The sequence below is a fragment of the Streptomyces sp. NPDC001348 genome (assembly GCF_053597535.1).
The window spans coordinates 12,585-35,806 of the sequence record NZ_JBSFIK010000019.1; the positions used below are offsets into that span (position 1 = coordinate 12,585).

At 71.2% G+C, this 23,222-nt stretch carries 22 protein-coding genes; 8 read left to right on the forward strand and 14 right to left on the reverse strand.

The window, feature by feature from the left end; all coding sequences use genetic code 11:
* Window positions 1-8: 8 nt before the first annotated feature.
* A complete protein-coding gene (locus ACWC21_RS20720) occupies window positions 9-1,037 on the reverse strand; it encodes a glycosyltransferase family 2 protein (RefSeq protein ID WP_450883835.1) in 1,029 nt (342 codons plus the stop codon).
* Between the two features lie 104 nt (window positions 1,038-1,141).
* Between ACWC21_RS20720 and ACWC21_RS20725 the strand changes: the two genes are divergently transcribed.
* Window positions 1,142-2,620 (forward strand): LCP family protein, encoded by a 1,479-nt coding sequence (locus ACWC21_RS20725; RefSeq protein ID WP_450883837.1) that lies wholly within the window; start codon window positions 1,142-1,144, stop codon window positions 2,618-2,620.
* A gap of 214 nt (window positions 2,621-2,834) precedes the next feature.
* Window positions 2,835-4,145 carry an LCP family protein gene (locus ACWC21_RS20730; protein ID WP_450883839.1) on the forward strand — a complete coding sequence of 437 codons (1,311 nt, stop codon included), beginning with the start codon at window positions 2,835-2,837 and terminating at the stop codon, window positions 4,143-4,145.
* Between the two features lie 73 nt (window positions 4,146-4,218).
* Here the strand turns inward: ACWC21_RS20730 and ACWC21_RS20735 are convergent, their stop codons facing one another.
* From ACWC21_RS20735 to ACWC21_RS20745, 3 genes are all read right to left on the reverse strand, one after another.
* Complete coding sequence (locus ACWC21_RS20735) at window positions 4,219-4,590, reverse strand: four-helix bundle copper-binding protein (protein ID WP_450883840.1); 372 nt, start codon at window positions 4,588-4,590, stop codon at window positions 4,219-4,221.
* 86 nt (window positions 4,591-4,676) lie between these two features.
* Complete coding sequence (locus ACWC21_RS20740; RefSeq protein WP_450883842.1) at window positions 4,677-5,498, reverse strand: SAM-dependent methyltransferase; 822 nt, start codon at window positions 5,496-5,498, stop codon at window positions 4,677-4,679.
* Window positions 5,499-5,610: 112 nt separating this feature from the next.
* Window positions 5,611-6,768, reverse strand: a complete 1,158-nt coding sequence (locus ACWC21_RS20745) for an acyl-CoA dehydrogenase (RefSeq protein ID WP_450883844.1) — start codon at window positions 6,766-6,768, stop codon at window positions 5,611-5,613.
* 181 nt (window positions 6,769-6,949) lie between these two features.
* Between ACWC21_RS20745 and ACWC21_RS20750 the strand changes: the two genes are divergently transcribed.
* Entirely contained in the window at window positions 6,950-8,293 is a 1,344-nt protein-coding gene (locus tag ACWC21_RS20750; protein WP_450883846.1) for a UDP-glucose dehydrogenase family protein, read from the forward strand.
* Between the two features lie 116 nt (window positions 8,294-8,409).
* Here ACWC21_RS20750 and ACWC21_RS20755 read toward each other — a convergent pair whose 3' ends face one another.
* Complete coding sequence (locus tag ACWC21_RS20755) at window positions 8,410-8,916, reverse strand: CGNR zinc finger domain-containing protein (protein WP_450883848.1); 507 nt, start codon at window positions 8,914-8,916, stop codon at window positions 8,410-8,412.
* Window positions 8,917-9,006: 90 nt separating this feature from the next.
* On the opposite strand from ACWC21_RS20755, the gene ACWC21_RS20760 reads away from it, so the two are divergent.
* Entirely contained in the window at window positions 9,007-9,378 is a 372-nt protein-coding gene (locus ACWC21_RS20760) for a VOC family protein (protein ID WP_450883850.1), read from the forward strand.
* A gap of 14 nt (window positions 9,379-9,392) precedes the next feature.
* On the forward strand, window positions 9,393-9,797 hold the full coding sequence (locus tag ACWC21_RS20765) for a VOC family protein (RefSeq protein ID WP_450883852.1): 405 nt from the start codon (window positions 9,393-9,395) through the stop codon (window positions 9,795-9,797).
* Between the two features lie 525 nt (window positions 9,798-10,322).
* Here the strand turns inward: ACWC21_RS20765 and ACWC21_RS20770 are convergent.
* Window positions 10,323-10,952: a TetR/AcrR family transcriptional regulator gene (locus tag ACWC21_RS20770; protein WP_450883854.1), complete on the reverse strand. Its 630-nt coding sequence runs from the start codon at window positions 10,950-10,952 to the stop codon at window positions 10,323-10,325.
* 105 nt (window positions 10,953-11,057) lie between these two features.
* On the opposite strand from ACWC21_RS20770, the gene ACWC21_RS20775 reads away from it, so the two are divergent.
* Window positions 11,058-12,110 (forward strand): aldo/keto reductase, encoded by a 1,053-nt coding sequence (locus ACWC21_RS20775; protein ID WP_450883856.1) that lies wholly within the window; start codon window positions 11,058-11,060, stop codon window positions 12,108-12,110.
* 53 nt (window positions 12,111-12,163) lie between these two features.
* On the opposite strand, the gene ACWC21_RS20780 is transcribed toward ACWC21_RS20775, so the two are convergent.
* The 3 genes from ACWC21_RS20780 to ACWC21_RS20790 are packed head-to-tail and all read right to left on the reverse strand — an operon-like array spanning window position 12,164 to window position 15,065.
* Window positions 12,164-13,342: a dipeptidase gene (locus tag ACWC21_RS20780; RefSeq protein ID WP_450884075.1), complete on the reverse strand. Its 1,179-nt coding sequence runs from the start codon at window positions 13,340-13,342 to the stop codon at window positions 12,164-12,166.
* A 5-nt stretch (window positions 13,343-13,347) separates the two neighbouring features.
* Window positions 13,348-13,929, reverse strand: coding sequence for a 5-(carboxyamino)imidazole ribonucleotide mutase (gene purE / locus ACWC21_RS20785; protein ID WP_450883858.1), 582 nt, complete (start codon window positions 13,927-13,929; stop codon window positions 13,348-13,350).
* Window positions 13,926-15,065 carry a 5-(carboxyamino)imidazole ribonucleotide synthase gene (locus tag ACWC21_RS20790; RefSeq protein WP_450883860.1) on the reverse strand — a complete coding sequence of 380 codons (1,140 nt, stop codon included), beginning with the start codon at window positions 15,063-15,065 and terminating at the stop codon, window positions 13,926-13,928. Before ACWC21_RS20790 ends, purE begins: the two co-directional genes overlap by 4 nt.
* Before the next feature lie 163 nt (window positions 15,066-15,228).
* Here ACWC21_RS20790 and ACWC21_RS20795 point away from each other — a divergent pair, with 163 nt between their 5' ends.
* Window positions 15,229-15,732, forward strand: coding sequence for a GtrA family protein (locus tag ACWC21_RS20795; protein ID WP_450883862.1), 504 nt, complete (start codon window positions 15,229-15,231; stop codon window positions 15,730-15,732).
* Window positions 15,733-15,874: 142 nt separating this feature from the next.
* On the opposite strand, the gene ACWC21_RS20800 is transcribed toward ACWC21_RS20795, so the two are convergent.
* Together ACWC21_RS20800 and ACWC21_RS20805 are read right to left on the reverse strand one after the other, a co-directional pair.
* On the reverse strand, window positions 15,875-17,146 hold the full coding sequence (locus ACWC21_RS20800; protein WP_450883864.1) for an ATP-binding protein: 1,272 nt from the start codon (window positions 17,144-17,146) through the stop codon (window positions 15,875-15,877).
* Between the two features lie 87 nt (window positions 17,147-17,233).
* Window positions 17,234-17,911, reverse strand: a complete 678-nt coding sequence (locus tag ACWC21_RS20805; RefSeq protein ID WP_018566970.1) for a response regulator transcription factor — start codon at window positions 17,909-17,911, stop codon at window positions 17,234-17,236.
* 413 nt (window positions 17,912-18,324) lie between these two features.
* On the opposite strand from ACWC21_RS20805, the gene ACWC21_RS20810 reads away from it, so the two are divergent.
* The gene (locus tag ACWC21_RS20810) at window positions 18,325-19,821 is read left to right on the forward strand and encodes an oligopeptide:H+ symporter (protein WP_450883866.1); all 1,497 of its coding nucleotides are present in this window, start codon (window positions 18,325-18,327) and stop codon (window positions 19,819-19,821) included.
* A 91-nt stretch (window positions 19,822-19,912) separates the two neighbouring features.
* On the opposite strand, the gene ACWC21_RS20815 is transcribed toward ACWC21_RS20810, so the two are convergent.
* From ACWC21_RS20815 to ACWC21_RS20825, 3 genes are read right to left on the reverse strand one after another with little or no spacing between them, the layout of a single operon-like run.
* Window positions 19,913-21,214 carry a hypothetical protein gene (locus tag ACWC21_RS20815; RefSeq protein WP_450883868.1) on the reverse strand — a complete coding sequence of 434 codons (1,302 nt, stop codon included), beginning with the start codon at window positions 21,212-21,214 and terminating at the stop codon, window positions 19,913-19,915.
* Window positions 21,211-22,338: a hypothetical protein gene (locus ACWC21_RS20820; RefSeq protein ID WP_450883870.1), complete on the reverse strand. Its 1,128-nt coding sequence runs from the start codon at window positions 22,336-22,338 to the stop codon at window positions 21,211-21,213. Before ACWC21_RS20820 ends, ACWC21_RS20815 begins: the two co-directional genes overlap by 4 nt.
* Window positions 22,335-23,198 carry a hypothetical protein gene (locus ACWC21_RS20825; protein WP_450883871.1) on the reverse strand — a complete coding sequence of 288 codons (864 nt, stop codon included), beginning with the start codon at window positions 23,196-23,198 and terminating at the stop codon, window positions 22,335-22,337. Before ACWC21_RS20825 ends, ACWC21_RS20820 begins: the two co-directional genes overlap by 4 nt.
* Window positions 23,199-23,222: the final 24 nt, after the last annotated feature.

Sequence of the window (23,222 nt, forward strand, 5' to 3'; positions counted from 1 at the left end):
ACGCGGCCTCAGTCGGTGCCGAGCACCGCGGGACGGCGTGAGGCGATGACCCTCTTCGCCAGGGAGCGGGGGCTGGTCAGGAAGCCCCAGCCCCACGACATGTGCATGGTGGCGAGGGCCAGCGGGATCTGCAGTCGGGCCTTCGCGGGCAGTCCCTTGCCCGCGGGCACGGAACCGGCGACGATCGCCGCGAGGTAGCCGCCGGGGATCACGAAACCCCAGGGAGTCAGGGCCGCTCCCACCACTATCCCCGCCGCTATCGCGCACACCGCGGTCGGCGGGGCGAGGTAGCGCAGGTTGATGGAGCCCTCGTGGTAGCGGGCGACCACGTGCCGCCAACGGCCGTAGTCCTTGTACTGCTTGGCCAGCGCGCGCACGCTCGGCCGGGGCCGGTACGACACCCTCAGCTCCGGCGAGAACCAGATCAGTCCGCCCGCCTCACGGATGCGGAAGTTCAGCTCCCAGTCCTGGGCGCGGATGAACTCCTCGTTGTAGCCGCCCTGCCGCTCCAGCGCCTCGCGGCGGAAGACGCCCAGGTAGACGGTCTCGGCCGGGGCCGCCTCGCCACCGGTGTGGAAGGCGGCGTTGCCGACACCTATCTTCGAGGTCATCGCGGCGGCGACCGCGTGCTCCCAGTCGTTCTCGCCCTCGGCGTGCATGATGCCGCCGACGTTCTGCGCGCCGGTCTCCTCCAGCAGCCGCACGGCGGTGGCGATGTAGTTCGGCGACAGCATGCCGTGCCCGTCGACGCGCACCACGATCGGATGGCGGGAGGCCTTGATCGCGGCGTTCAGCGCGGCGGGCGTACGGCCGGTCGGGTTCGGGACGGTGTGCACGCGGGGGTCTTCGGCGACCAGTTCGGCGGCGATCTCGTCCGTGCGGTCCGTGGACGGGCCGAGGGCGATCACCACCTCCATCTCGCCTGCGTACTCCTGCGCGAGGATGGCTCGGACGGCCCCGCGCAGATGCCGCTCCTCGTTGAGGACGGGCATGATCACAGAAACGGCGGGAGGCCGCACGTCGGGGTTGGCGTTCATAGGGGCCTCACGTTACCGCGAACGGGGGACGCCTTTGCGCGCCGCCGGGTCGCCGCCCCGGGCTGGAGATCGTATGGGCCTACGGTGCTCACGGAGGTGTCCCCATGCCCGTCACGCAGCCAGGCTCCCCCGCCCGACCCCGGCAGCGCCCGCGCCCGCCCCGGCCGCAGCGGGCGCCGCGGCCGCCCGCCCGGCGGAGACGGCCGCGCTGGGCCATGCGGGCGGTGACCACGCTGTCGGTGGTGGTGCTCGCCTCGGCCGGGATCGGGCACGCGGTGGTCAGCAGCCTGGACGCGGGGATCGCCCGGGTCGACGCCTTCAAGGACATGAAGAACCGCCCGCGGGCGGGCCACGGCATGAACGTCCTGCTGGTCGGCACCGACGGCCGGGACAAGGTCGACGAGGAGGCGCGGCGGAGGTACCGGCTGGGCGGGGCGCCCTGCCACTGCACCGACACCATCATGATCGTGCACATCTCGGACGACCGGGAGCGGGCCAGCGTGGTCAGCCTGCCGCGCGACTCCTACGCCGAGGCGCCCGCGCACGTCGACGGGCTCACCGGCCGGCGCCACGCCCCGCACCCCCTGAAGCTCAACGCGGCCTACGCGGAGGGCGGGCCGCAGCTGACCGTGCGCACGGTCGAGAACATGACCCATGTGAAGATCGACCATTATCTGGAGGTCGACTTCACCAGCTTCATGCGGACCGTGGACGTGCTCGGCGGGGTCCGGGTCTGCACCCCGCTGCCCTTGAAGGACGCGTACACCGGGCTGGACCTTCCGGCCGGCACCCACACCCTGATGGGCGGCCAGGCCCTGCAGTACGTCCGCGCCCGGCATGTCGACGCGGCCAGTGACCTGGGCCGGATGAGGCGCCAGCAGCGGTTCCTCGCGGCGCTGGTCGAGCGGGCGACCTCCTCCGGGGTGCTGCTCAACCCGATGCGGTTCCGCGACGTGACCCGGGCGGTGCTGGGCTCGGTCCGGGCGGACGAGGGCTTCGGCACGGACGAGCTGCTGGACCTGGGCCGGGCGATGCGGAACTTCTCCCCCTCCTCCTCCGAGTTCACGACCGTCCCCATCGGGCAGATGGCCTACCCGGTGAAGGGCATCGGCTCGACGCTGAAGTGGGACGGGCCGAAGGCCGAGCAGCTGTTCCAGGCCCTGCGCGACGACCGTCCCCTGGCCACCCCCCGCCCGCCCCGGCGGGACCCGGTCGCCCCGGTCGAGGTCGCGCCGCAGCGGATCCGCGTGCAGGTGCAGAACGGCACCCGGACCGTGGGCCTGGCCAGACGGGTCGACGCGGCGCTGGCGGCGGCCGGCTTCGCGACCACCCACCGGCCGGTGGACGCGCCCGTCCACGACGTGCGCCGCACGGTGGTCCTCTACGACCCCCGCTGGGACCGCTCCGCGAAGTCCCTGGCCACGGCCCTGCCCGGCAGCGAGCTGCGGGCGGTGAACGGGCAGGGGCCGCTGCTGAAGGTGGTCGCGGGGTCGGACTTCAGGAACGTACGCAAGGTACGGGCCGAGGTTCCCGAGGGCCAGGCGGAGACGACGGTGCTGCGGGGCGACGAGGTGCGGTGCTGAGTTCCGTGGCGTGACGGTCGTCACGGGCGGTTTCGGGGCGAGGCGGCAGGGGATGTCCGGCGTACCGACTCCGCCGCGGTGGCCTGGTCTGTCGTGGCCCCCGCCCCATGGCGCGGTGACATTCGCGGAATTTGTGTTGGGTTCGCAACAGCGGCGCCCTGATTTCCCTACAGGCCTTGTAAGGGGCACGGTCGTGCCCGGCACACTGGGGCCCATGAATGATTGGCCCGAGGCATGGTCCGACGAGAACCGCGGCACCCGGTACGGACGCGGGAGTGCCGGCGCGGAGCCCGAGGGCGCCCGCGTGATGCGCCAGGTGCGGCGCGGCCCCGGGTCCCCGCCCGGACAGGGCGGGTACGGCACGCCCGGCCCGGCGGCGCCGCCGTACAGCTCCGGGGTCCCGCAGCAGCCGTCGTACGTCGACGGCCAGGGCCATGAGGACGGCTACGGGTACGACAGCGGCTACAACACGGGCCAGGTCTACGGCGCCCCCGGCGGCGGCCCGGGCGGACCGGCGGGCGCCGGCACCCGGGGCCCGCGGCCCGCGCCGAACTGGCGCAGACGCATCAAGTGGACCGCGATCACCGTGGCCACCGTGCTGGTCGTCACCTCGGTGGCGACCTACTTCTGGGCCGACTCCAAGCTCCACCGCGACGTCGACCTGTCGAAGGTCATCGACCGGCCGGCGACGGGCGACGGCACCAACTACCTGATCGTCGGCTCCGACAGCCGCAAGGGCATGTCGGCCGAGGAGAAGAAGAAGCTGCACACCGGCTCCGCCCAGGGGCAGCGCACCGACTCGATGATGATCCTGCACGTCGGAAGCAGCGGCGACACGCTGATCTCGCTGCCGCGCGACTCGGACGTGGCCATACCCTCCTACAAGGGTTCGACGTCCGGGAAGGTCTACCCCGCCACCGGCCGGCACACGAAGCTGAACGCGGCCTACGCGGAGGACGGGCCGACGCTGCTGGTCCGCACGATCGAGTTCAACACCGGCCTGCACATCGACCACTACGTGGAGATCGGCTTCGCCGGCTTCGCGAAGATCGTGGACGCGGTCGGCGGTGTCGAGATCGACATCGACAAGGGCTTCAAGGACAAGTACTCGGGCGCCGACTTCAAGGCGGGCAAGCAGACTCTGAACGGCGAGCAGGCCCTGGCCTTCGTCCGCACCCGGCACGCCTTCGCCGCCTCCGACCTGCAGCGCACCAAGAACCAGCAGAAGTTCCTGTCCGCCCTCGCACACCAGGTGGCCACCCCGTCGACGGTCCTGAACCCGTTCAAGTTCTATCCGACGATGGGCGCCGGCCTGGACTCGCTCACCGTCGACAAGGACATGAGCCTGTGGGACCTGGCGTCCATGTTCTGGGCGATGAAGGGTGTCAGCGGCGGCGACGGCACGTCGATGAACATGCCGGTCTCCGGCTCGACGGGCGGCAACCTCGTCTGGGACAAGGCGAAGGTCAAGACGCTGGTGAACGAGCTGAACAACGACGAGAAGGTCACCGTCTCCGGCAACTAGGCCGGTCTGCGGGCACGGCCGAGGGCACCCACCAGGGGAACGGGTGCCCTCGGACAGCGGGCTCAGGCCCGGGTCACATCGTGGCGCCCGCCATCGAGCGGCACATCTCCGCGCAGCGGCGACACGCCTCCGCGCAGCGCATCATCTGCTGGTCGTCCGGCATGGACATACACGCCTCGGCGCACATGTCGCACGCCTTGGCGCACATCGCGCACATCTCCTGGGCCATGGGCGAGCGCCGCATCATCATGTCGGCGCACATGCGGGTCATCTCCGAGCAGTCCATGAGCGCGCGCATGATCTGCATCTGGGCCTGGCCGCCCAGCTGCATGCAGGAGCTCATGGCCTGCTCGCACATGGTGTGCGCCGCCATGCACGCCTCGACGCAGTCCTGCATCTGCTTGCTCATCGTGCCCATGGCTGGCTTGGTTCCGGGTGCGGTCATGGCTCCTCCTCGGAGGCAGGGGTGCCCAGGGGGCGGGCTCCGTGTGCTTCCGTCCTACGCCCGACCCACGGGTACTGCCATTCCTGTTACGGCTTCCTGCCGACGCCGCCGAAGTGGGTGACCGCGACGGGTTCCGGGCCCTCCTCGGGGCGCCAGCGGGAGCAGGAGACGATGCCCGGCTCGAGGACCTCCACCCGGTCGAAGACGCGGACCAGGTCGGCGTGGCTGCGCAGGGTCATGGACGCCGAGCCCTGGCTGTTCCAGTACTCCACGGCCTGGGTCATCGCCTCGCCGTCCACCTCGGTGGTGGGGTGGGAGATCACCAGGTGGCTGCCGGAGGGCACGGCGTCCAGGAGCCGGTGGACGATGGAGACCGCCTCGTCCGTGTCCATGACGAAGTTGAGGATGCCCAGCATGGTGATGGCCACCGGCCGGTCGAAGTCCAGCGTCCGCGCCGCGCCCGCCAGGATCTTCTCCGGGTCGTGCACGTCCGCCTCGATGTAGTCGGTGGCCCCCTCCGGCGTACTGGTCAGCAGCGCGTGGGCGTGGGTCAGGACGAGGGGGTCGTTGTCGACGTACACGATCCGGGACGCGGGGTCGACGCGCTGGGCGACCTCGTGGGTGTTGTCGGCGGTCGGCAGGCCCGTGCCGATGTCCAGGAACTGCCGGATCCCCGCCTCCCCGGCGAGGTACCGCACGGCCCGCGCGAGGAACGCCCGGTCGGCGACGGCCGAGCGGGGCAGCGCCGGCACGAAGCCGAGGATCTGCTCGCCGACCTCCTCGTCCACCGGGTAGTGGTCCTTGCCGCCCAGCCAGTAGTTCCAGATGCGGGCCGAGTGGGACACGTCGGTCCGCAGCCGGGTCATGCGCGCGACGCCTTCGTCACCGGCTGCTTGGGTTTCGGACATGGCCGTTTGGTCTCCTTCGGGCGATCACCGACACGATGCGCACCAAAATAGACAGAAGGCGCCCCTCGGGACGCCTTCTTTCGAAACCTCACAGTCGGCAACTGTCCGACCACTAGGGCAGGTTACGGGCCATCACTATGCGCTGGACCTGGTTCGTGCCCTCGTAGATCTGGGTGATCTTGGCGTCGCGCATCATCCGCTCCACCGGATAGTCACGGGTGTAGCCGTAACCGCCGAGCAGCTGGACCGCGTCCGTGGTGACCTCCATCGCCACGTCCGAGGCGAAGCACTTGGCGGCCGCGCCCTGGAAGGTGAGGTCGCCGTCGCCGCGTTCGGAGGCGGCCGCGGCCTGGTAGGTGAGGGCGCGGGCGGCGGCGATCTTCATGGCCATGTCGGCGAGCATGAACTGGATGCCCTGGAAGTCGGCGATCGGCTTGCCGAACTGCTTGCGCTCCTGGACGTAGCCCTTGGCGTAGTCGAGGGCGCCCTGGGCGACACCGAGGGCCTGGGCGGCGATGGTGATGCGGGTGTGGTCCAGGGTCTTCATGGCGGTCGCGAAGCCGGTGCCCTCCTCGCCGATCATGCGGTCGGCGGGGATGCGGACGTTGTCGAAGTAGACCTCGCGGGTCGGCGAGCCCTTGATGCCGAGCTTCTTCTCCGGGGCGCCGAAGGAGACACCCTCGTCGGACTTCTCGACGACGAAGGCCGAGATGCCCTTCGAGCGCTTCGCCGGGTCCGTCACTGCCATCACCGTGTAGTACTCCGACACGCCCGCGTTGGTGATCCAGCGCTTCACGCCGTTGAGGACCCAGTGGTCGCCGTCGCGGACCGCCTTGGTCTTCATGCCGGCCGCGTCCGAGCCGGCCTCGGGCTCGGAGAGACAGTACGAGAACATCGCGTCGCCCTTGGCCAGGGGCGAGAGGTACTTCTTCTTCAGGTCCTCCGAGCCGGACAGGATCACCGGGAGGGAGCCCAGCTTGTTCACGGCCGGGATCAGGGAGGAGGACACGCAGACCCGCGCCACCTCCTCGATCACGATCACCGTGGCGAGCGCGTCGGCGCCCGCGCCGCCGTACTCCTCGGGGACGTGCACGGCGTGCAGGTCGTTCGCCACGAGGGCGTCGAGCGCCTCCTGCGGGAAGCGGGCCTCCTCGTCCACCGCCGCGGCGTGCGGCGCGATCTTCGCCTCGGCCAGCGAGCGGACGGCGTCACGGAGCATGTCGTGCTCCTCGGACGGGCGGTACAGGTCGAAGTCAGCCGATCCGGCCAAGGTTTCTCACGCTCCAACGCTAATTACCGTTAAGTAACACAAAGTTTAGGGGTCCACCAGCGGCACGCATACGTGAGCTTGGTGACAGCCGGGAGGTTGCCCACCCAAGCGCCCGCCGAAGCGCCGCGGCGCGCCTTGGCTATGCTCGGGCCCGCACCTGACGCGTACCCCTGGAGCATCCATGAGCCTCAAGATCACCGTGATCGGCACCGGCTATCTCGGCGCCACACACGCCGCGGCCATGGCCGAGCTCGGTTTCGAGGTGCTCGGGCTGGACGTCGTCCCGGAGAAGATCGCGAAGCTGGAGCGCGGCGAGGCCCCCATGTTCGAGCCGGGGCTCGAGGAGTTGTTGAGGAAGCATGTGGCGGGCTTCGAGGGTTCCTCGGGCCGGCTGCGCTTCACCCAGGACTGGGCCGAGGTCGGCGCGTTCGGCGATGTGCACTTCCTGTGCGTCAACACCCCGCAGCGGCACGGGGACTACGCGGCCGACATGTCGTACGTGAACGCGGCCCTGGCCTCCCTCGCCCCGCACCTCGCCGGCCCCGCGCTCGTCGTCGGCAAGTCCACCGTGCCCGTCGGCTCCGCCGACCGCCTCGCCGCCTATCTGACCGAGCACGCCCCGGCCGGCGGCGACGCCGAGCTGGCCTGGAACCCGGAGTTCCTCCGGGAGGGCTTCGCCGTCGAGGACACGCTGCACCCGGACCGGCTGGTGGTGGGCGTGCGCAGCGAGCGGGCGGAGAAGCTGCTGCGGGAGGTGTACGCGACCCCGATCGCCGAGGGCACGCCGTTCGTTGTCACCGACTTCCCGACCGCCGAGCTGGTGAAGACCGCCGCGAACTCCTTCCTGGCGACCAAGATCTCCTTCATCAACGCCATGGCCGAGGTGTGCGAGGCGGCGGGCGGTGACGTGGCCAGGCTGGCGGAGGCCATCGGGTACGACGACCGGATCGGGAAGAAGTTCCTGCGCGCCGGGATCGGCTTCGGCGGCGGCTGTCTGCCGAAGGACATCCGGGCGTTCATGGCGCGCGCCGGCGAGCTGGGCGTCGACCAGGCGCTGACCTTCCTGCGCGAGATCGACTCCATCAACATGCGCCGCCGCGGCCAGATGGTCGAGCTGACCCGCGAGGCCCTCGGCGGCGGCTCCTTCCTGGGCCGGCGGGTCGCGGTGCTCGGCGCCACCTTCAAGCCCGACTCGGACGACGTCCGGGACTCCCCCGCGCTGAACGTGGCGGGCCAGATCCACCTCCAGGGCGGCCAGGTCACCGTCTACGACCCGAAGGGCATGGAGAACGCCCGCCGGGTCTTCCCGACGCTCGGATACGCCGACTCCGCGCTGGAGGCGGTCCGGGGCGCCGACGTGGTCCTGCACCTGACCGAGTGGCGGGAGTTCCGCGAGCTGGACCCGGCCGCGCTGGGCGAGGTCGCGACGGGTCGGTTGGTCCTCGACGGCCGCAACACCCTCGACCCGGAGCTGTGGCGGCGGGCCGGGTGGACGTACCGCGCGATGGGGCGACCGACCGCCTGACCCAGGACAGGTGACACCGGTTCGGCCGAGGCTCAGTCGGCCGAACCGGTGTCTTCACGCATTCTGCACCAACGGGGCGGTCGCCCGCCGACGAACTCCCCGTGATCGCCGTTGCCTTACGCTTCCTTGGCCCGGTACCGGCGCATCTTTGCGCGTGCCCCGCACACCTGCATCGAGCACCAGCGGCCGCGTCCGGCCGGGCTGCGGTCGTAGTACGCCCAGTGGCAGGTGTCGGCCTCGCAGGCCTTGAGGCGGGTCCAGGTGCCCGCCACCAGCGCCTCGGCGACGGCAGCCGCGACGCGCGAGAGAAGGGGCCCCTCGTCGGCCGGGCCCAGGGCCGCCGAGCCGTCCCGCTCGTCGACCGCCACCAGCAGCGGGGCCCGGGTCAGCAGCTCGCCCAGGGGTGTCACCGCGCGGTGCGGGGGGTGGCCGGCGTGGGCCAGCAGGGTGGCGCGCAGCGCTTCGCGCAAGTCGCGGGCCCCGGGGACGTCGTCCTCCGTGAGCCCGAATCGCGACCGGCCGTCCGCCGTGTCGAGCGCGTCGGCACCCGATGCGATGTCCAGTGTGTTCACCAGGGACTCGACCAGCGCCAGGCCCCCTGGTGCGGCCGATCTCTCACTCATGCTTGCGACGTTACCTCCTATGGGGCAGCATGCAGTAACCGTTACCGGTTATCCGCTTCTATGGGTAACCCCGGCTTCGAGGAGGAAGTCATGGCTCTCGCCAAGTTCGGTCCCGTCGTGCTGGACTGTCCCGACCCGCGCGCGCTCGCCGGTTTCTACGCCGAGGTGCTCGGCGGAACCGTCGAAGGAGACGCCACGGAGAACGCCGACTGGGTGGACCTGAAGGTGCCCGGCGGAGCGTCGCTGGCCTTCCAGGCGGCGCCCGGGTTCGTACCGCCGAGGTGGCCCGCGGCCGATCACTCGCAGCAGTTCCACCTGGACCTGGTCGTGGAGGACCTGGACGCGGCCGAGAAGGGCGTGCTCGCGCTCGGCGCGAAGCCGCTGGACGCCGCCGACCGCTCCCGCAGCTTCCGGGTTTACGCGGATCCGGCCGGGCACCCGTTCTGCCTCTGCGCCTGCTGACACAGGGAGGGCTCATGCCTGGTGTCGCACGTTTGCGTTCCGTCGTGATCGACTGTCCCGACCCGAGCGCGCTCGCCGCCTTCTACCAGGCGGTGGTGGGCGGCACACTGCACACCGACGAGGGGGACGACGAGAACGACTGGCTCGTCCTGGACGTCCCGGGCGGGCTCCGACTCGCCTTCCAGCGGGTGGACGACCTCACGCCGCCACAGTGGCCGCGGGGCGATCGCGACGCGCAGCAGTTCCACATCGACCTCGACGCCGGGTCCACCTGGGAGGAGATCGACGCGGCCCACGAGAAGGTGCTGGCGCTGGGCGCGCGGCCCCTGGACCTGGAGGACCGGGAGAAGAAGGACTTCCAGGTGTACGCCGACCCGGCCGGGCACCCGTTCTGCCTGTGCCGGATCGAGCACACCTGACGGGAGCTGGGCCCGCCGGCCTGCGCCGTACCGTCGGCACTCCTGCCGTGGCCGGTAGACGACAAGGAGGACGGTGGCTTCGGCTTCTGGACGTTCGCCCTGGCCCTCTGCGCCGCCCGGGGCATGGGTACGCGGCCGCCCTCACCGCCGCCAACCCGCGCAGGCGGGGGCTGCCCAATGCGCCCACCGGGCGCACGACGCGGCGAATGGGGTGCACGCCATCATCACCGCCAAGGAGCGCGTCACCGGCCAGAGCGCGGCCGCGGAGGCCGCGCCGATCGAAAGCGGCGACGGCCGGCAGTGGGTCGCAGCCGATGGGTAAGCCCTCGACGAGGGCGAGAACGACGCCTCCTCGATCACCCCGAACGGGTTCACCGGCGGTGGCATCGACGCCCGGTCCCCGCGGGCGTGGGGAGCAGTACCGACTCGGCACGGGCCGGCCTGGGAAGTCGGGAGCTGGGAACGCCATGCCCCCCGGAGATCACGTGCGGTGACCCACGCTCAGCGACGGATGAGGGAAGCCGGTCACGCACGGCCTTCGCCGCCCGGCAGGTATGCTCCCGCACGCGCCGCAGCCGCGACGGCCTCGGCAGCCTGGTCTGCGGCGGCTTCGTCGAGGCGGTCGCCGGTGGTCAACAGACGGTAGTAGAGCGGGGCGGAGACAGCACGGATCACCTCGCGGGCATCGGTGCCCTCAGGCACCTCGCCCCGGTCGATGGCTTGCTGCACGCAGGGTGCCCACTCCTTGACACGGATGTCGTAGAAGCGGTGCAAGGCCTCGGCCGTCCTCGTCTCACAGGTGGCGGCCGCGATCACTGCCTTGAACAGAGCCCCCTGCCGCGGGTCGGCCAAGGTGCGCTGCACAAGCCGGGCATTGGCCTTGAGGTCGCCGAGCAGCGAGCCGGTCTCGGTCCGTGGCAGTGACTGCTCGGCCATGTCCATCAGCAGGTCGGCCACCAGACTGGTCACCGTTCCCCAGCGGCGGTAGACGGTGGTCTTGCCCACCTCGGCACGGCGCGCGATGTCGGCGAGGTCCAGGGCGGCAAAGCCATGCTCCGCCAAAGCGTCCCCAGCCGCTTGCAGCACCGACGCCCGCACCCGCGCCGTGCGCCCTCCAGGACGGACGGTCCCCGGATCCGCACCCTCAAACCCCATAACGGGACTCCAGTTTCGTTAACCACTCGCACCTGCTACGTTGAGGCCCACACTAACGGAACTCCAAGCCCATTAGTCAGGTCGGGCGACGAGAGAGGAACAGCCATGGAATACAGGCGGCTGGGCACATCCGGCCTCAGGGTCCCCGCGCTGAGCTTCGGCGCCGGCACCTTCGGCGGCCAAGGGCCGCTGTTCGGCGCCTGGGGCAACACCGATGCGCACGAAGCACGCCGTCTCGTGGACATCTGCATCGACGCCGGGATCACGATGTTCGACACCGCCGACGTCTATTCCAGTGGAGCCTCCGAGGAGGTGCTGGGCGAAGCGATCAAAGGCCGCAGGGACCAGGTGATCGTGTCCACCAAGACCAGCCTGCCGATGGGGGACGGCCCAGGTGATGCGGGCTCCTCCCGTTCACGCCTGATCACCGCGTGCGAGGACGCCCTGCGCCGACTCGGCACCGACTACATCGACCTGTTCCAGCTGCACGCCTTTGACGCCGGCACGCCGATCGAGGAAGTCCTGTCCACGCTCGACGATCTCGTACGTGCAGGGAAGGTCCGCTATCCCGGCATCTCCAACTTCTCCGGCTGGCAGGCGATGAAGTCCCTCGCGATCGCGGAGAGATACGGCCACCCGCGCTACGTCGCACATCAGGTCTACTACTCCCTCATCGGCCGCGACTACGAATGGGAGCTGATGCCCCTCGGACTCGATCAGGGCCTCGGTGCTCTCGTCTGGAGCCCCCTCGGCTGGGGACGGCTCACCGGCAAAGTCCGCCGCGGCCAGCCGCTACCGACCAACAGCCGACTGCACCGCACCGCGGACTACGGCCCGCCGGTCGAGGACGAACACCTCTACCGCGTGGTCGACGCCCTCGACGAGATCGCGCAGGAGACCGGCAAAAGCATCCCGCAGATCGCCATCAACTGGCTGCTGCAGCGACCGACCGTCTCCTCCGTCATCATCGGCGCCCGCGACGAGGACCAGCTTCGCCAGAACCTCGGTGCCGTCGGCTGGACGCTCACACCCGACCAGATGGTGAAACTCGATGCGGCGAGCGGCAAGACAGCGCCCTACCCGTACTTCCCTTACCAGCACCAGGAAGGCTTCGCCCGCCTCAACCCACCGGTTGTCTCGCCTCCGCCCGCTGCATGAGACCGGCGTCGACCAGCAGGGCGGTTCCGCCCTGCTGATCCGAACGGAAGCCCCTAGCCGTCCAGTTCCCCGATGGTCGCGTTGGACGGCCCCCGCATCGCCCGGACGCCGCGCGCCACGTCCTCCGCCGCGCCCAGTACCCGTACCGAGTTCTTCCAGGTCAGCTTGGCCAGGTCGGACTTCGACCAGCCGCGGTCCAGGAGCTCGGCGAGGAGGTTGGGGTAGCCGGAGACGTCGTTCAGCCCGTCCGGGGTGAACGCCGTGCCGTCGTAGTCGCCGCCGATACCGAGGTGGTCGACGCCGGCGACCTCGCGCATGTGGTCGAGGTGGTCGGCCACCGTGGCGACGGTGGCGACGGGCCGCGGGTTGCGCTCCTCGAAGGCGCGGTGCACCTTCATCGCCTCGGCGGTGGTGTCGAGGTGGTGGAAGCCGTGTGCGCGCATGTTCTCGTCGGCCGCGGCCGTCCAGTCCACGGCCGCCCGCAGCACGAACTTCGGTACGAACGTCACCATCGCCACACCGCCGTTCGCGGGCAGCCGTTCCAGGACGTCGTCCGGGATGTTGCGCGGGTGGTCGCACACCGCCCGGGAGGAGGAGTGGGAGAAGATCACCGGCGCGGACGACGTGTCCAGCGCGTCCCGCATGGTCGTCGCCGCCACGTGCGAGAGGTCGACCAGCATGCCGAGCCGGTTCATCTCCCGCACGACCTCGCGGCCGAAGGCCGACAGGCCGCCGACGTTCGGCTCGTCCGTCGCGGAGTCCGCCCACGCCACGTTGTCGTTGTGGGTGAGGGTCATGTACCGGACGCCGAGCGCGTACAGGCCGCGCAGGGTGCCGAGGGAGGCGCCGATGGAGTGGCCGCCCTCCGCGCCCATGAGGGAGGCGATACGGCCCTCCCCGCGTGCCGTCTCCATGTCGGCGGCGGTCAGCGCGGGGGCCAGGTCCGCCGGGTAGCGGTCCAGCAGCTGCCGTACGCAGTCGATCTGCTCGAGCGTCGCCGGGACGGGGTCGGGCAGGTCGGCGCGGACGTACACCGACCAGTACTGCGCGCCCACGCCGCCCGCACGCAGCCGCGGTATGTCCGTGTGCAGGTGGGCGTTCTGGGGCCGGGCGATGTCGCGGGCGCCGAGGTCGTAGCGGACCTGCTCGCGCAGCGCCCAGGGCAGGTCGTTGTGCCCGTCGACGACCGGGAACTCGCGCAGCAGTTCCCGGGCCGCCTCGACCGGGCTCACCGCGCTCACTTCCCGAAGCCGAAGCCGCCGCCGGACCCCTCGACCTTGGAGCGCAGTCTCTTGCCCTTCTCGGTGGCCTGGTCGTTCAGGTCCTGCTGGAAGTCGCGCATCCGCGCCAGCAGTTCCTCGTCGTGCGCGGCGAGGATGCGGGCAGCGAGCAGGCCGGCGTTGCGGGCCCCGGCGACGGAGACGGTGGCGACCGGGACCCCGGCCGGCATCTGCACGATGGACAGCAGGGAGTCCATGCCGTCCAGGTACTTCAGCGGCACGGGTACGCCGATGACCGGCAGCGGGGTCACCGAGGCGAGCATGCCGGGCAGGTGGGCGGCGCCGCCCGCGCCCGCGATGATCACCTTCAGCCCGCGGTCGGCGGCCTGCTCGCCGTACGTGATCATCTCGCGCGGCATGCGGTGCGCGGAGACGACGTCGACCTCGTACGCGATCTCGAACTCGTCGAGGGCCTTCGCCGCGGCCTCCATGACGGGCCAGTCGGAGTCCGAACCCATGACGATGCCCACCCGGGGAAAGGGGCTCGCGTCAGCGCTCGTTGAGGGGTGGTGGCCGGGCGACGGGTGGGCGGGGCTCATTCGGTGATCGTGCCTCTCAGGTAACCGGCAGCGTGACGTGCGCGCTCGAGAACGTCGTCCAGGTCGTCGCCGTAGGTGTTGACGTGGCCCACCTTGCGGCCGGGCTTCACGTCCTTGCCGTACATGTGGATCTTCAGCTTGGGATCGCGGGCCATGCAGTGCAGGTACGCGGAGTACATGTCCGGGTAGTCGCCGCCGAGGACGTTGACCATGACCGTCCACTCGGCGCGCGGGCGGGGGTCGCCGAGCGGGAGGTCCAGGACCGCGCGCACATGGTTGGCGAACTGGCTGGTGATGGCGCCGTCCTGGGTCCAGTGACCGGAGTTGTGCGGACGCATCGCCAGCTCGTTGACGAGGATGCGCCCGTCGCGGGTCTGGAACAGCTCGACGGCTAGGTGGCCGACGACGCCGAGCTCCTTGGCGATGGTCAGGGCCATCCGCTCGGCCTTCAGCGCGAGGTCCTCGTCCAGGCCCGGGGCGGGTGCGATCACGGTGTCGCAGACGCCCTTCACCTGCTGGGACTCCACCACCGGGTAGGCGACGGCCTGGCCGTGCGGGGAGCGTACGACGTTCGCGGCGAGCTCGCGGACGTAGTCGACCATCTCCTCGGCGAGGACCGGGACGCCCGCGCGGAAGGGGTCGGCGGCCTCCTCGGCGGACTCGACCACCCACACGCCCTTGCCGTCGTAGCCGCCGCGCACGGTCTTCAGGACGACCGGGAAGCCGTCGCCCTCCGCGGCGAAGGCGACCACGTCGTGCGGGTCGGTCACGATGCGGTGCCGCGGGCACGGAATGCCGATCGCGTCGAGTTTCGCGCGCATCACCCCCTTGTCCTGGGCGTGCACGAGCGCGTCGGGCCCCGGGCGCACGGGGATGCCGTCCGCCTCCAGGGCCCTGAGGTGCTCGGTGGGTACGTGTTCGTGATCGAAGGTGATCACGTCGCAGCCCTGCGCGAAGGCTCGCAGCGTCTCCAGGTCGCGATAGTCGCCGACGACGACATCGTTCACGACCTGGGCCGCGGAGTCCTGCGGGGTGTCACTGAGGAGCTTGAACCTGATGCCCAGCGGAATGCCCGCCTCGTGCGTCATACGCGCGAGCTGACCACCGCCGACCATGCCGACTACCGGGAACGTCACGCCCCCAGGGTATCGGCCGCGCCAGGGCGGCCGGATTCCGCTCCTCTTACCCGGTACTTTCCGGGTTCTTCCCGACCTGATAGCCCGTCCGCAGGAAACCCCGCGGGGCGCCGGATAACATGGCGGAGTTGACCGCAACCTACCGACGGGAGCCTGCACGACCATGGAACATCGTTCCTCGGGGCTGCACCGGCTCGTACGCGAGGTAGCCAAGTTCGGCGTCGTCGGCGGCGCGGGCACCCTTGTCAATCTCGGTGTGTTCAACCTCGTACGGCACGTCACCGACCTGCCGGTCGTCCGGGCGAGCGTGATAGCCACCGTCGTGGCGATCGTGTTCAACTACGTCGGCTTCCGTTACTTCACCTACCGCGACCGCGACCGTAGCGGCCGCACCCGGGAACTCACGCTGTTCCTGCTCTTCAGCGTGGTGGGCCTGGTGATCGAGAACGGTGTTCTCTACCTGGCCACGTACGGGTTCGGCTGGGACAGCCCGCTGCAGAGCAACGTCTTCAAGTTCGTCGGCATCGGAGTCGCGACCCTCTTCCGCTTCTGGTCCTACCGCACCTGGGTGTTCAAGGCCCTGCCGGCCCGCGAGGCCGTGACCGGCGCGGAGTCGATCCTCGTGGCGGAGTCGAAGAAGCCGCGGCCCAGCCAGCGGGTCCCTTAGCCCGGGTCTTGCCGCGCCGCGCTGCGCTGCCGGGGCTGCCGCCCCCCAGGCTCCCGCACCTGCCTGAACGGCCTCTTCCTCCCCGCTCGGGTCGACTGGAAGGCGCCGTCGGTGTCTGTCGGCGCCTTCCACAAGACACCCCCTAGCGGACCGTCGGGCTGTCCTCGGCGGGCTTTCGGGCGGGCGGGGTCCGGGACAGGAACAGGCCGAAGACCGGGGGCTGGGCCTGCAGGAGTTCCAGACGGCCGCCGTCGGCCTCCGCCAGGTCACGGGCCACCGCCAGGCCGATCCCCGTCGAGTTCCGCCCGCTGATCGTCCGCTCGAAGATACGGGCGCCGAGGTCGGCCGGGACACCCGGGCCCTCGTCGGTGACCTCCACGACGGCCTGGTTGCCGGTGACACGGGTGCGCAGGGCGACCGTGCCGCCCCCGTGCATCAGGGAGTTCTCGATCAGCGCCGCGAGCACCTGGGCCACGGCGCCCGGGGTGCCGACCGCCTGCAGGTGCCGCTTGCCCGAACTGACGATCGCCCGGCCCATGCCGCGGTAGGCGGGACGCCACTCGGCGAGCTGCTGCTGGATGACCTCGTCGAGGTCGAAGGTGACGGCGGAGCCGGTGCGCGGGTCGCGGGAGTTCGTCAGCAGCCGCTGCACCACGTCCGTCAGTCGCTCCACCTGGGTGAGCGCGACGTTCGCCTCCTCCTTCACCGTGTCCGGGTCGTCGGTGAGGGTGATCTCCTCCAGGCGCATCGACAGCGCGGTCAGCGGCGTGCGCAGCTGGTGGGAGGCGTCGGCGGCCAGCCGGCGTTCGGCGGTGAGCATCCGGGCGATGCGCTCGGCGGAGGAGTCCAGCACATCGGCGACCCGGTCCAGCTCGGGGACGCCGTACCGCTTGTGCCGGGGGCGCGGGTCGCCGGAGCCGAGGCGTTCTGCGGTCTCCGCGAGGTCGGTCAGCGGGGACGCGAGCCGATTGGCCTGGCGTACCGCGAGCAGCACGGCGGCGACCACCGCGAGCAGCGCCACCAGTCCGATGATCAGCAGCGTGCGGCCGACTTCCCGGGTCACCGCGGAGCGGGGCTCCTGGACGGTGACCAGCTCGCCCTCCTCGCCGGCCTGAGTGGCGTGGATCACGTCGCCCTGCGGCCTGCTGCCCACCTCGATCGGCGGATGGCCGGGCATCCGGATGACCGCGTACTGGTCCTTGGTGACCTGTTTCTTCAGGAGCTCGGCGGTGACGTCCTGCGAGCCCAGGATCCGGCTGTCGACGATGCTGGCCAGCCGGACGGCCTCGGAGCCCACCCGTTCCTGGGCGCTGTTGCTGATCGTCCGGGTCTCGACGATGACGAGCGACACGCCGAAGACGGCGATCACGACCAGGACGACGGCAAGAGTGGACTGGATGAGACGGCGACGCACGGGACCCTCCGGCGGTGGCTCTACGACGACCAGTGTGCCTTGGGCGCCTTGTCACCCCGGGGTCGGGCAGCGCCCCGAACGGGGCGCCTAGCTCTTCTCGAACCGGAAGCCGACCCCCCGCACCGTGGCGATGTACCGGGGGTTCGCGGCGTCGTCGCCGAGTTTCTTGCGCAGCCACGAGATGTGCATGTCCAGCGTCTTGGTGGACGACCACCACGTCGTGTCCCAGACCTCGCGCATCAGCTGGTCCCGCGTGACCACCCGGCCGGCGTCGCGCACCAGCACCCGCAGCAGGTCGAACTCCTTCGCGGTGAGCTGCAGCTCCTCGTCGCCCATCCACGCCCGGTGCGACTCGACGTCGATCCGCACGCCGTGCGTGGCCGGGGGCTGCTGCGGCTCGGCGGCGCCGCGCCGGAGCAGGGCCCGGACCCGGGCGAGCAGTTCGGCGAGCCGGAAGGGCTTGGTGACGTAGTCGTCGGCGCCGGCGTCCAGGCCGACGACGGTGTCCACCTCGTCGGCGCGCGCGGTCAGGATGAGGATCGGCACGGTGTGGCCCTCGGCGCGCAACCGGCGGGCGACCTCCAGGCCGTCCATGCCGGGCAGGCCGAGGTCCAGCACTACCAGGTCGACGCCGCCCTGCATGCCGGCGTCCAGTGCGGTGGGTCCGTCCTCGCGCACCTCGACCTCGTAACCTTCCCGGCGCAGGGCGCGGGCCAGCGGCTCCGAGATGGACGCGTCGTCCTCGGCGAGCAGTACACGGGTCATGAGCTGATGGTAGTCCGCCTGCACGTTGTGCTGGGGTGTGATCGGACTCCGGGATTCTTACCTTGGGGCACAGTGGTACGAACCTATGGCCGACAGGTGCGATCGTAGGAGATACCTTCGAAACCGGTGTCCAGTCACTCCGACACCTGTGATCCGTGTCTCAAGTCCTTCCATATCCGGCGGTGTCCTGCCGTATGGTGAGTTGAACGCCTGTGGCACGCGGCAGACCTTCGGTGCTCGTTCGACGCTGAAGGTCTCTTTTGTGCGTTCGCCCACCGACGGCGGCCGGCGCAATCCCCCAGGGCCCGAGCCGCTACGCGCGTCACCCCGTGCAGAGGCGTGGATTACCGCCCTCCCCCCAACCGGGCGCGCACCCGCTCACCGCGGCGCGTCCCGACCAGCAAGGAACGACCATGGCGTCCAGCCTGACGAAGGACTCGGTCCGCCGGGGCTCCCCCGGCTCCGAGAAGACCTTCTTCGGCCACCCCCGCGGACTGGCCACTCTCTTCATGACCGAGATGTGGGAGAGGTTCTCCTACTACGGCATGAGGGCCCTGCTGCCGCTGTACCTGGTGGCCCCGGCCGGGCTGCACCTGGGCGCGGCCACCGCGACCGCGATCTACTCGGTGTACGTGTCCCTCGTGTACCTGCTCACGCTGCCGGGCGGCTGGTTCGCCGACCGTGTGCTCGGTCCCCGCAAGACCGTCGCCGCCGCCGGTGTGGTCATCATGCTCGGCCACCTCACCCTGGCCCTGCCGAGCGCCGGTACCTTCTACGCGGGCCTGGGGCTGGTCGCCGTCGGGTCCGGTCTGCTGAAGGCCAACATCTCCACGATGGTCGGCCACCTGTACGACGGCCCGGACGACCCGCGCCGTGACGGTGGCTTCACGCTCTTCTACATCGGCATCAACGTCGGCGCCTTCGCCGCTCCGCTGGTCATCGGCACCGTGGGCCAGGAGGTCAACTGGCACCTCGGCTTCGCCCTCGCCGCGCTCGGCATGGCGCTGGGCCTGGCCCAGTTCCTGCTCGGAACGCGTCACCTGAACCCCCGCTCGGAGCTCGTGCCCACCCCGCTGTCCGCGGAGGAGAAGGCGGCCACCCTGCGCAAGGCGGCCCTGTGGGCGGGCGTCGCGGTGGTCTTCTACGCCATCGTCGGCTTCTCCGGCGTCTACACCCTCAACTGGGTGATGGTCCCGATCATCATCGCCGGTCTGGTCATCCCGGTCCTCGTGCTGGCCCGGATCAAGCGGGACCGGCAGCTGGACCGCACCGAGCAGTCGCGGATGTCGGCGTACATCTGGTTCTTCGTCGCGGCGGCCGTCTTCTGGATGATCTACGACCAGGGCGGCTCGACCCTGTCGATCTTCGCCGACCACAGCGCCGAGAACAGCGTCCTCGGCTGGAAGTTCCCGGTCTCCTGGTACCAGTCGGTCAACCCGGTCATGATCATGGCCTTCGCGCCGGTCCTGGCCGCGCTGTGGCTCGCCCTCAACCGGCGCGGCAAGGAGCCGAGCACGGCGACCAAGTTCGCCGGCGGCCTGGTCCTGATCGGCGCGTCGTTCTTCCTCTTCCTCGCCCCGCTCTCGATCGCCGACGGCGGTCACAAGGCGGCCGCGCTGTGGATGGTGGCGATCTACTTCGTGCAGACCGTGGGTGAGCTGCTGCTCTCCCCGGTCGGCCTGTCCGTCACCACGAAGATGGCGCCCGCCAAGTACGCCTCGCAGATGATGGGCGTCTGGTTCCTGGCCGTCACCGCCGGTGACGCCACCACCGGTCTGCTGGGTGTGGCGAACGTCGACCTCAACAAGACGGGCGTCGTGGCCCTGGAGGCCGCGCTCGCCGTCGCCGCCGGTCTCGCGGTGTGGATGTACCGCAAGAAGGTGAAGGAGCTCATGGGCGACGTGCACTGACGCACGCCCGAGGCTCCGCGGAGGGCCGTCGCATCCCGTTGCGGGAAGCGACGGCCCTCCGGGCGTTACAGCGGGTCCGCGGGCGGCCGTCTCAGCGGGACCGCCGGCCCGGCATGAACGTGAACACGGCCCCGCCCAGCAGGATCGCCGTGCCCGAGACCAGGCCGAGGGCCTTCAGCGCGCCGTGGTCGCTCGAACCCGTCTCGGCCAGGCCGCCGCTGCCACTGCTGCCGCTGCTGCCGGAGGAGGTGCCGCCGGAGGTCGAGGACCCCCCGGACGCGCCGTTGGCCTGCTGGGTGGTGTCCAGGGTCAGGGAGACCTCGGTCTTCGTCGGCGTGCACGTGGTCGTCGTACCCAGGGCCTTGACCGTCAGCACGCCCGGGGACAGGGTCGACCTGCCGCTCGCGCCCGGCTTGTAGGTGCCGGTCAGGTCCGGGACCGCTATGGGGTCGCCGGTCTTGATGTCGGCGGAGTTCGTCGGTCCCTCGACGTGCACCGTGCCCTTGTCCGAGCCGCCCAGCACCACGTCCATCGACGGCTTCACCGAGCCCTTGGGGATGGGTGCCGGGCTGTCCATGACCGACTTCTTGAACTGCACGGTCAGGTCGAAGCTCCCGCCGTTCTTCTTCGCGTTGATCTGCACCGGCGAGGTCGCGCTCTTGTCACCGATGGGCGTCTTGCAGGCGTACGGGATCTGGACCTCCTTGCCGGTGAAGTCCGTCTGGCCGGTGCCGTCACTGGCACTGGAGGTCACGGTCGGGCTCGAGGACCTGGTGGGGGTGGCGGACTTGGTGGGGGTGGCGGACTTCGTACCGGTGCCGCCGCCCGCCGCCACCTGGATGGTCGCCGAGGGCTGCACCGTCTCGGTCGGGGTGCACTTGGTGTCCGTCGACATGGCGTTGACGGTGTAGGCGTCCGGTGTCAGCTTCACCTCACCGGCCGTGGTCAGTTTCAGCGTGCCCTTCATGTCGGACAGCACCATCGGGCCGCCCTTGGGGATCGCCGGGTTCTCGCGCGGTCCCCGCATGGCGATGTCCGCGGTCTGCGCCCCGGAGGCCTTGAGGGTGCCGGACGGCTGGACCGAGTTCGCGGGCAGGTCGATGATGTCGGGGTTCTTCGACGCGGCCTGGGTGAACTTCCACACCACGTCCACCGTGTCGCCGACCTTCGCCGTGGCCGGTGCGGTGATCTCGACCTTCGTGGTGCCGTCGACGGGGTCGATGCCGGCGGGCGGCACGCAGTGGGTGGCGTACGAGACCTCGGCGGCCTCGGCCGACCCGGCGCTCATGCCGAGCAGCACGCCGGCCGAGCAGAGCACCAGCGCGGCGGCCGCCGCACCCGCTCGCCGCACGACGGGTCCGCCGGTCGGTGTCACTCTCCTTCGCTCGCTCACGTGGGTCCTTTCGAGGTGGGAGTCGTCGGAGTCGTCGGAGTCGGGGGACTCGTCGGAGTCGGGGGACTCGTCGGAGTCGGGGGACTCGTCGGGCGTTCGTCGTGCGGTGCGGAGAGCCGGCCGGCCGCGCCCGGAGCGGAGTCCGGGGTGAACCACGGCAGGGTCGCGTCGGGGGCGTGCGGTGCCGGGGAGGTACGGGACCGCGGCAGTCGCAGGGTGGGCGGTGCGCGGCGGGGTCCGCGTCGTCGGCCGCTCACCCGGCGCGGCCGGATCCGGTCCACCACCGCCATGCCGACGCGGAACAGCGCGGCCGGTACGACGAGGCACAGCAGCAGCCAGAACAGGGTCACGCCCCAGGGGCGGCCCACGGCCCAGGGCTGCTCGGCGAGCACCTTGCCGCCGTACTTCACGGAGACGGTGTAGTCACCGTGCGCTCCGGCGGCGAGCTCGACGGGCAGCTCGATCCGGGCCTTCCCGCCGGGCGCCAGGGTGCCGTGCCACTGCTGGTCGTCCCATTGCGGGGCGAAGACGCCGTGCGCGGTGCCGACCTGGAAGACGGGGTCCTTGATGTCGCCCGGGCCGGTGTTGCCGACGGTGAGGACCAGGGTGCGGGACGGCGGTGCCCCGAACCAGGTGAGGAGCCCGCTCGACCCCGCCAGCCGGGTGTCGCTGAGGACGGACATCCGGCCGCCGGAGGACTCCGCGGGCAGCGGTTCGACCGGGTGCCCGGCGACCTTGAGCGCCGCGTCGGCGTTCGCCTGCGCCCCGGTGACGGTGGCCACGTGCACCACGCACGGGCACGGCACGGGTGGCTCGGCGACCGGGAGCTTCCTGCTGAAGCCGCCCTTCGCATCGGTGGTGACGGCCCGGCCGTCCGCGTTGGCGCAGGAGTTGGTGCCGCCGATCACTCCCCGGGCGGGGGTGGCACGCCCGCAGATCAGCACCATCAGCAGTGCCCGCGGCCGCCACCCGTTGCCGCTGACGGTGACCGAACCGCCGGTGCCCGCCTGGGACGCGGACAGCTCGACGGTGGGCCCGGAGGCCGCCGACGCGCCGCCCGCGAGGGGCAGCAGGAGCAGCGCGAGGGCCGCCACCAGTGCCGGGATCCGTCCCTTGCCGCTCACCGCACCGCTCCCGTCGGCCGGTTCTGCTCGACCGGGGGTTCGCCCGGGGGTTCGGCCTGCGGTGCACGACGCCTGCGCCGCCGTACGACCACGGCGGTCGTCGCGACGGCCGCCGCCCCCGCCGTGTCCGCCACCGCGCCCCAGGGGACGAACCGCGCCGAGGTGCCGGCCGTCGCGTGTGCCCCGCCCGGCGCCGTCACCGTCAGCCGTACGTCGACCGCGTCCAGCGGGGGCCGGTCCCGCCACGGTTCCTCGAGTCGCAGCCGTTCGCCCGGGGGCATCCGGACCGGCAGGGTGCGCGGGGCACGGTCCAGGACCCGGCGGCCGAAGACACCGTCGGCGCGCACCGCGAGCGACGGCACGAGGGCGGTCGTACCGCGGTTGACCAGCTCGTACGAGATGCGGTCGCCGTGAACGGCGACGTGCTCGACGGTCAGCGCGGACAGCGCGGGCCCGACGGCCCTCAGGCGCAGGCCGACGGTCGCCGTACGGCCGTCGCCGTCCCGCGCGACGATGGTGCCGGCGCGGTCGCCGGGTGCGGTGCCGGGCGGGACGGTCACCGTGAAGGGCACGTCGGCGCGGGTGCGGGCGGGGACCCGGACCCGCGGCTCCGCGAAGGCGACGCGGACGCCGGTGCCGGTGAGGCGTACCGCGAGCGGCTTCCGGCCGGGGTTGGTCACGGACACCGTGTCCCGCAGGACCGCCCCGGGGGCGCCCTCGGCGTAGACGGACGGGCGGCCGGCACCGAGGGGCGCGAGGGTCCAGCCGTCGGCGGCCGAGGCGGGCGGGGCGGCGACGAGCAGGCTCAGCAGGGAGGCCGGCAGCAGGGACAGGCGGCTGACGCGGAGGGTGGACGGCATGGGCGGCTCCAGCGCTCGTACCCG

Coding starts and splice junctions, on each gene's coding strand:
- ACWC21_RS20720 (WP_450883835.1), bottom strand. CDS start 1,037: ATGAACGCCAACCCCGACGTGCGGCCTCCCGCCGTTTCTGTGATCATG.
- ACWC21_RS20725 (WP_450883837.1), top strand. CDS start 1,142: ATGCCCGTCACGCAGCCAGGCTCCCCCGCCCGACCCCGGCAGCGCCCG.
- ACWC21_RS20730 (WP_450883839.1), top strand. CDS start 2,835: ATGAATGATTGGCCCGAGGCATGGTCCGACGAGAACCGCGGCACCCGG.
- ACWC21_RS20735 (WP_450883840.1), bottom strand. CDS start 4,590: ATGACCGCACCCGGAACCAAGCCAGCCATGGGCACGATGAGCAAGCAG.
- ACWC21_RS20740 (WP_450883842.1), bottom strand. CDS start 5,498: ATGTCCGAAACCCAAGCAGCCGGTGACGAAGGCGTCGCGCGCATGACC.
- ACWC21_RS20750 (WP_450883846.1), top strand. CDS start 6,950: ATGAGCCTCAAGATCACCGTGATCGGCACCGGCTATCTCGGCGCCACA.
- ACWC21_RS20755 (WP_450883848.1), bottom strand. CDS start 8,916: ATGAGTGAGAGATCGGCCGCACCAGGGGGCCTGGCGCTGGTCGAGTCC.
- ACWC21_RS20760 (WP_450883850.1), top strand. CDS start 9,007: ATGGCTCTCGCCAAGTTCGGTCCCGTCGTGCTGGACTGTCCCGACCCG.
- ACWC21_RS20765 (WP_450883852.1), top strand. CDS start 9,393: ATGCCTGGTGTCGCACGTTTGCGTTCCGTCGTGATCGACTGTCCCGAC.
- ACWC21_RS20770 (WP_450883854.1), bottom strand. CDS start 10,952: ATGGGGTTTGAGGGTGCGGATCCGGGGACCGTCCGTCCTGGAGGGCGC.
- ACWC21_RS20775 (WP_450883856.1), top strand. CDS start 11,058: ATGGAATACAGGCGGCTGGGCACATCCGGCCTCAGGGTCCCCGCGCTG.
- purE (WP_450883858.1), bottom strand. CDS start 13,929: ATGAGCCCCGCCCACCCGTCGCCCGGCCACCACCCCTCAACGAGCGCT.
- ACWC21_RS20795 (WP_450883862.1), top strand. CDS start 15,229: ATGGAACATCGTTCCTCGGGGCTGCACCGGCTCGTACGCGAGGTAGCC.
- ACWC21_RS20805 (WP_018566970.1), bottom strand. CDS start 17,911: ATGACCCGTGTACTGCTCGCCGAGGACGACGCGTCCATCTCGGAGCCG.
- ACWC21_RS20810 (WP_450883866.1), top strand. CDS start 18,325: ATGGCGTCCAGCCTGACGAAGGACTCGGTCCGCCGGGGCTCCCCCGGC.
- ACWC21_RS20825 (WP_450883871.1), bottom strand. CDS start 23,198: ATGCCGTCCACCCTCCGCGTCAGCCGCCTGTCCCTGCTGCCGGCCTCC.